The organism is Candidatus Nitrosotalea sp. FS (genome assembly GCF_011319475.1).
Lineage (GTDB): Archaea > Thermoproteota > Nitrososphaeria > Nitrososphaerales > Nitrosopumilaceae > Nitrosotalea.
In genome coordinates, this window is record NZ_RCMC01000181.1 from 2387 (window position 1) to 2629 (window position 243).

Annotated in this window: 1 protein-coding gene; it reads left to right on the top strand. The window is 40.3% G+C overall.

What is annotated here, in order from left to right:
- Window positions 1-52: 52 nt before the first annotated feature.
- On the top strand, window positions 53-243 hold a 191-nt coding region (locus DYY66_RS06580), incomplete at its 3' end, for an MqnA/MqnD/SBP family protein (protein ID WP_304515751.1).

The following is a 243-nucleotide window of genomic DNA, read 5'->3' on the forward strand; positions in this document are numbered from 1 at the left end:
CTGGTGGAGAGACAGCACTGGCGGACTACCTGTACCACTTGGAGTAAATGTAATGAGCAATCACTTTGGAATTGATACAATCAAAAAGTTTGACGAGTTTTTCCGTGAATCAATCGTATATGGTATGGCAAGACCAGGTGAAGCACTAGACTATGCAATGCAGTATGGTAGGGGACAATCAAAGGAAACAATTGACAGATTTGTTAGAATGTATGTAAACGATGTAACAATTGAGATGGGAGT